Origin of the sequence: Sulfurimonas sp. (assembly GCF_026991475.1) — a bacterium.
In the GTDB taxonomy this organism is placed as follows: domain Bacteria; phylum Campylobacterota; class Campylobacteria; order Campylobacterales; family Sulfurimonadaceae; genus Sulfurimonas.
Genome location: NZ_JALXBK010000041.1, coordinates 1 through 7,111, shown reverse-complemented (window position 1 = coordinate 7,111; position 7,111 = coordinate 1). Strand labels below are relative to the sequence as shown.

Below are 7,111 nucleotides of genomic sequence, written 5' to 3'. Positions count from 1 at the left end.
AAATGCATCGCCTATGGGCGCTTAAGAAAGGGAGGATTATATTATGTTTCATTGGTTAGAAAAACACCCGTTCTTGTTCTCAGTAGGTGTGTTCCTTACAATCGCGTTTGCAGGTTTGGTTGAAATTGTTCCAAACTTTGCACAAGCTGCCCGTCCTACAATTGGGACTAAACCATATACATTGTTGCAATTAGCTGGTCGTGATGTTTACATCAAAAACAGTTGTAACTCTTGTCACTCACAGCTAATTCGTCCATTTAAAGCAGAAACTGACCGTTATGGTCACTACTCTTTAAGTGGTGAATATGCATACGATAGACCATTTTTATGGGGTTCTGAAAGAACTGGTCCAGATCTTCACCGTGTAGGAAACTATCGTACAACGCAATGGCATGAAAATCATATGATGGATCCTGCTAAAATTGTTCAAGGTTCTATTATGCCTGCATATCCTTGGTTGTTTAAAAATAAAGCAGATATAAATACTGCATATGCTGAACAATTAACAGATGCAGAATTTTTTGGAGTGCCATACAATAAACCAGTACCTTTAAAAGATGGTAAAACTACTGTTATTCCAATGGCAAAAAGCGTTGCAACTGCAAATGCTATGGCTTTAAAAGAAGCACAAGCTGTTGTGAAAAATATGCATAATCAAGATGTTAAAGATGCTGTTGCAAGAGGGGAAGTTCCTGAAATTGTAGCGCTTATTGCATATTTAAACTGTCTAAAATAGTGAAGGGGTTGTAGTGGACATTAATACATTTTCGGCATATAGTTACTTTTTTTTAATTATATTTTTGGTGGTTGGTTCTTATAGCTATATTTATCATCTTTATAAAAATAGAAAAGATGCTTCTGGTGTTGATTATGAACACTACAGCAATATGGCACTAAAGGATGACATAGGTGATACTCCGGTAAAACCTATGCCAGATGAAAAGAAAAAATAGGAGAGATATATGAATAAGCTTTATCTTTGGGGAATTATCATTACAGCAGCAATGCTTGGTGCGACATATATGACAATTACCTATCTTGGTAAGAGTGGTCTAAATGGTGACATCATCAATATGCTTGCAATTGCAGGTGCAGCAGCACTTGTAATTATTACAGTTTTTGTTGTTGTGAAATATGTTCGTCAAATGCAAACTGACACGGCAACGGGTGAACTTGCAGATGAATCTTGGGATAACATAGGTGAATATAAAAATCCAGTACCTTTTGGTTGGGCAGTTATATTCTTAGGTACAATTGTTTGGGGTATGTGGTATTTTCTTTGGGGTTATCCAGTAGATAAATTTTCTCAAATTGGTCAATACAATGAAGAAGTAAAAGCAGATAATGCAGAATTTTCTAAAAAATATGCTAACATCAAAGGTGAGCAACTAGTAAATATGGGTGAATCAGTTTACCTTGTTGATTGTGTTGCTTGTCATGGTCTAAATGCTGATGGTAACAATGAAGTTGACGCAGCAGATTTAAATCAGAGAATTTCTGTTAAAAGTGTTAAGTATGTAATTGATCATGGATTAACTGGTAAATTACTTGGAACTGAAGCATCAATGCCTGATCGTACAGGTCTTATGAATGCTAATAATAATTATGCTCCAATCACTGATAAAGAGATTGATGAAGTAGCAAATTATGTTGCTGGTGGATTTAAAGACAAAAATAGTGCTGGAGCAAAAGTATTTGCTGGTACTTGTGTTATGTGTCATGGTGCTAATGGTCAAGGTGTAGCTGGAATGGCTCCACAAATTAATGGTTGGAACTCTAAACTTATTATTAATGTACTTAACAATGGTAAAGATGGTGCAATTGGAAAAATGCCTATTATGGATACCCTAAATCCAAAACAAAAAGAAGCTATTGCTGCGTATGTAATGAGCTTAAGTAAAGGAGAGTAACATGAACGAAAATAGAAAAGTTTTTGCTCTTGATGGTCTAACTGGTGGTTTGATTGCAACTGCTTTGTTACTTTCGATTCTGGCTGGTTTGACTATCTGGAATATGAAAGTACAAAAAGAAAATGCAATGAACTACTATAAAATTAAAGATGAAAAAACCATTGGTTCTGGTATTGGTTTTGGCTCAGGTCATACAGTATCTACGGTGGCAAATCGTATAGTTACTGTAAAACAATAAGGAGTATAGAAATGGAAAAAATTATTTCATGGGGTCTAGTAATAATGGCTGTTTATACACTTTATGCAGTTATAACTCCAAATCATTTATTTATAGGTTAGTTTTCATTGAAGATTATAATTAGAGGGCTTATTGCCCTCATCCTCACCCTTGTATTTCAAACACAATTATCTGCAGAATATTTATATAAAGATGAAATTATTCATAAGCCTAAATTAACTCAAGAAGTAAATTTGATAGGTACTGATCTTTATAAAAAGACAGGTATTGCCTTAAAACTTATTTTCTTAAAAGAGTTACCAAAAAATATGACTATGTATCAGTATGAAAAGCAACTTTTGTCCTCTTTTAAAGAGCCAACAGTATTACTTACATTTTCTGAAATGAACTCTATAGTTGATATTGAAACAAATGATAAGGCTTTATATAAGTATTTTGATAAAAAACAAATTTTAAGTCCTGTTAGCTCTTATGCACAGGGATTAATGATGGCAGCATTTTATGCAAAAAATTGGGATGAGTTTAAAAGTATGCTTACTGATGTTGGGGGTAGTATTCTTCCTCTTCTCGGTGGTAAAGCCCACAAAAACAATATGACAAATAAATATGCAGCTGCACTATTTAATGGTTATCTTGATCTTGCACAGCAAATTGCACACGCAAAGGATGTAAAGCTTGGTAATGGGTATGATGCCGATACAAACCAAGAAACTCTCTTTTATGTGAAGCTGTTTTTCTATGGTTTTGTTTTGTATGCTATTATTATGTATATTAGAAGACAAATTTATAAAAGAAGGCATAAAGATGAACATTTTAGAAAGTGGTAAACTCTGGCCAATTGGTATTGCGTTAGCTATTACTGCTGTTGCTGGATTGGGTGTTTGGACAATAAGAACAACTGACAGCGCAAGTATTCAAGAGAGTGATGCTTATATGACAAGCTATCAAACTGCTGATGCAAAGATAAATGATTTTATTAAAGCAAAAATTGCATTTGACAAAAAATATAAGCTTCAATATATAACAAAAAAACTTAATGTAGCAGGTTCTGATATAATATATTCATTAACAACTTTAGATGGTAAGCCTGTTAAATATGCTAAAATGATTTTAGCTATTAGTCGTCCTGAAACACAAATATATGATCAAAAGCTTAAAAATCCTACGTTTGAAAATGGGCTTTATGTATTTAAAGATGTGAAGTTCCCAAAAGTTGGTGTATGGAATTTACTACTTAAAGTAAATGTTGGTAAAAATCATCGTTTCTATGAGATAAAAGCTGATACAAGACCTAAGCATAAGATGAAACTAAAAGCTGCATCTAGCTACTAAAATATGGATGAGCAAACCATAGTCCTTCCTTCTGCTCGTGCAATCAGGCACGAGCAACTCTTTACAAACTCCGAGACATTATTTTTACCTAACTATATCACAATGAGTGATTTCATAGCCAAGCTCTGTATAGTTGAAGGCTATAAATTTCTTGATGATGACAGCAGAACACTGCTGCTTTTAGAGGCTTCGGACTTTAAAGAGTTTTCAAACCTGCAAATAGAGCGAAATTTCTTCACTTTTACAAAGAACAGCTCATATATATTTAAATTCTTTGAAGAACTCAGTGCGGAGTTGTTTGATATTGCTATGCTAAACGCAGCAGATGTTTATGCGGAGTATGAAGAGCACATCACCATCCTGCAAGAGCTTTACAGGCGTTATGAAAAGCTTTGTGATGAGCGAAAACTTTTAGACCGCATCTTTTTACCAAAGCGTTACACCTTTAATAGGGCATTTGCAAAAACTCATAAGAAAATCACTATCTCTCTTGATGGATATTTGACAAATTTTGAGCTTGAACTTTTAGAAAAAGCTGCTGCGTTTAGTGAGATAACAATTAGACTCAGCACAACGACGTTTAATGTAAAGATGCAGAGTAAACTGAGTGATCTTGGCATTGACTTGGAAAGTGGCTACGAATATGAGCTCTCACTCAATGAGAGAACTGTTTTAAGCAAAACAAAACGAGAAAAACATTCACAAATCAGTTGTCAGAGTTTTAGTGAACCACTTTTGCAAGTAGCATTCATCAAACAAAAAATTTATGAGTTTGTAGCGAAGGGACATCGTGCTGAAAATATTGCGGTGATATTGCCAAATGAACAACAGGCACAGATGATACGTACTTTTGATGACAAAGCAAACTTGAACTTTGCTATGGGTGAACCATATAGCACTACAAAACTCTACACACAGCTAAACGCAACGCTTAAAGCGATAGATCAAGACTCCAAAGAGAATGAGGCACGACTGGCCAGGGTAGGGGATGCACTTTATTTGAAACTCCACTCTATCTACTACAAAAAAGCCTCTGAGGTAGATTTTATTGTGTTTATGAGTGAACTCACAGAACTCTTTGGCTCAAAGCAGGAGATAAAAATCTACGAAGAGGAGCTCTATGAGTTTGAAAAACTGCTCCCTTTTATGAGTGAAATGGGTGTCAAATCACTGCTGAACATTTTTATGCAACGCCTCTCAAGTCGTACACTTGATGATGTACGCGGTGGAAAAGTAACAGTCATGGGCGTGCTTGAGACAAGAAGTGTCCATTTTGATGGGGTAATCATTATAGATTTTGACGATAAAAATGTCCCTAAACGCAGTGATAAAGATATGTTTTTAAATACAAAAATCCGAGAGATGGCAGGACTACCGACGATGAGTGATAGAGAAAATCTGCAAAAACACTACTATGAGATGCTGATGTCACACGCTAAAGAGGTAGCAATTTCGTATGTAAGTTCAAGTGAGAGCTCTGGCTCACGATTTTTAAAGCAGCTTGGCATACAAGAGCAAAATGAACATGATGAACTCGACTACGCAGCCATACTTTTCAATCGCTCAAAAAGAGTGCCAATGCAAGAGCAGGAGATAGTGCAGGAGTACAGCTTTAAAAATGTAGAGCTCTCTGCAACGCGTCTGAAAACTTATCTGAGCTGTAAACGCAAGTACTACTACAAGTATGTGCAAAATATTCAAAACCACAAGATTCCAAAAGATATGCCCGAAGAGTATGAGATAGGAAATGTGGTGCATAGCGCATTAAAAGCGGTCTATGAGAAAAAGAGCAGTTATGATGATGCACGAGAGCTTAAGCGTGACATCGATGCGGCGCTCGATGAGTATTGTGGTAGTAGTGAACTAGACAAATACCTCGTAGCGATGCAGAAAAAACGCCTTGATGCTTTTGTAGATGCAGAGATTAAGCGTTTTCAAGAGGGCTGGAAGGTTTATAAAACAGAAGAGTTTTTTAAAGAGCCTTTTTGTGGAATGACCATCGTCGGGCAGATAGACAGGGTGGATAAACGCGACAATATCATCGAAGTACTGGACTATAAAACGGGTTCGTATATGCTCAACAACAAGAACAACTTTACGGATGCCGTAGATTTTCAGCTGGAGTTTTACTATCTGTTAGCAGGTGGACTTGGAAATGTCGAGGGGTGTGCTTTTTATGACTTAAAAGAGTCAAAAATAGTGCCGGAAGCCTTTTTGTCTGAGAAGATAGAGATACTCAAATCACACATTAAAGATTTACTTGCAGTAGAAGAGCTTAACTTTGAAAAGACGGACGATGTGAAGCATTGCCAGTTTTGTGAATATAAAATTATCTGCGGGAGAGAGTAGTGGCTTTTGTAAATAATCTGGCATACGAAGCGAGTGCAGGGAGTGGCAAGACCTTTATGCTCGTTGTGCGTTACCTCTCTCTACTTTTTAAAGGGGCGGATGCTTCAAAGATTTTAGCACTTACCTTTACCAACAAAGCTGCGCGTGAGATGAGCGAGAGAATTGTAGAGACACTTGAAGAACTACCAGATAGGGGCGAATTTGCAGAGATAGCAAAAGAGTGTGCAATGAGCGAGGCAGAACTTCTTGCGCGTCGTAAAAAAATTCTTACAGAGTTTTTAAATGCCAATACAAAAATAATGACGATTGACAGTTTCTTTACGCAGATTTTACGTAAGTTCTCCCTCTATGCCTCTTTGATGCCAGACTTTACTACAGCAAGTGAGCAGCACGAAGTAAAACTGATGAGTAGGTTTTTAAAAGAGGTAAGCGTTGCAAACAAACGCAGCACACTCATAAACCTCTCACTTGAGTCAAAGAAAAGAGTCTCTGACATCTTCCGTCTGCTTGATGAGTTCTACCTCAAAAAAGAGGAGTTTTCCCACCTTACATTTGCTAAAAAATCGACACAAGAGTTTGAAGATGAAGCGATGGCAGCACTTGGTGCTCTACAGGGCATTATACGAAACTGTAAAGGAGCTTCAAAGACACTGCTAAACGCAGTTGATGTGGCAGATTTTACAGAGCTCAAAGCAAAAACTTGGGTCTATAAAGAGACGCTGGAGTATTGGGTATTTAAGAAGTGTTTTACACCTGAGATGGATGCACATCTACTCACTATTCAAAACGCAGTCAAAGGATACGACAGAGTAAAAGAGCAGAACTTTTTCTATGCGCTGAATGAACTTGTAGATATTTACAAAAAGGCGAAAAAAGCGCTCTATGTCGATGAGAGTGAGCTGAGTTTTTCAGATGTGACGCTGCTTGTTTATGAGATACTCCATCGCCTCAATGACAGCGAATTTCTCTATTTCCGTCTTGATGCGACCATAGAACATATGCTGCTCGATGAGTTTCAAGATACAAGTATTTTACAGTATGAGATACTCAAACCGCTTATTCAGGAGATAACCTCTGGGCAAGGCGTATTTGATGAGGGGAGTTTCTTTTTTGTGGGGGATGTGAAGCAGTCCATCTACCGATTTCGAGGGGGTGTCTCGGCACTCTTTGGCGAAGTGGCGCGTGAAAACGCTACTGAAGTAAAAAAACTGCTTACAAACTACCGCTCTCAAAAAGAGGTCATAGAGTTTGTAAACACAACTTTTCTCTCAAAAATAAAAAA

General features: G+C 36.9%; 8 protein-coding genes. All 8 read left to right on the top strand.

Going from position 1 to position 7,111, the window contains the following annotated elements; genetic code table 11:
* Nucleotides 1–43 precede the first annotated feature (43 nt).
* A complete protein-coding gene (gene ccoO, locus MV589_RS02730; RefSeq protein ID WP_297431805.1) occupies nt 44–736 on the top strand; it encodes a cytochrome-c oxidase, cbb3-type subunit II in 693 nt (230 codons plus the stop codon).
* 13 nt (nt 737–749) lie between these two features.
* Nucleotides 750–953, top strand: coding sequence for a cbb3-type cytochrome c oxidase subunit 3 (locus MV589_RS02725; protein ID WP_297431803.1), 204 nt, complete (start codon nt 750–752; stop codon nt 951–953).
* Between the two features lie 9 nt (nt 954–962).
* Nucleotides 963–1,910, top strand: coding sequence for a c-type cytochrome (locus MV589_RS02720; protein ID WP_297431801.1), 948 nt, complete (start codon nt 963–965; stop codon nt 1,908–1,910).
* A 1-nt stretch (nt 1,911) separates the two neighbouring features.
* Nucleotides 1,912–2,148: a DUF4006 family protein gene (locus MV589_RS02715; protein WP_297431798.1), complete on the top strand. Its 237-nt coding sequence runs from the start codon at nt 1,912–1,914 to the stop codon at nt 2,146–2,148.
* 107 nt (nt 2,149–2,255) lie between these two features.
* The gene (locus MV589_RS02710; protein ID WP_297431796.1) at nt 2,256–2,975 is read left to right on the top strand and encodes a 3-dehydroquinate dehydratase; all 720 of its coding nucleotides are present in this window, start codon (nt 2,256–2,258) and stop codon (nt 2,973–2,975) included.
* The gene (locus MV589_RS02705; protein ID WP_297431795.1) at nt 2,953–3,480 is read left to right on the top strand and encodes a hypothetical protein; all 528 of its coding nucleotides are present in this window, start codon (nt 2,953–2,955) and stop codon (nt 3,478–3,480) included. Before MV589_RS02710 ends, MV589_RS02705 begins: the two co-directional genes overlap by 23 nt.
* A 3-nt stretch (nt 3,481–3,483) precedes the next feature.
* Nucleotides 3,484–5,829, top strand: coding sequence for a PD-(D/E)XK nuclease family protein (locus MV589_RS02700; RefSeq protein ID WP_297431793.1), 2,346 nt, complete (start codon nt 3,484–3,486; stop codon nt 5,827–5,829).
* Nucleotides 5,829–7,111, top strand: a 1,283-nt coding sequence (locus MV589_RS02695) for a UvrD-helicase domain-containing protein (RefSeq protein WP_297431791.1), incomplete at its 3' end; no start/stop codon positions are given. The genes MV589_RS02700 and MV589_RS02695, both read left to right, overlap by 1 nt.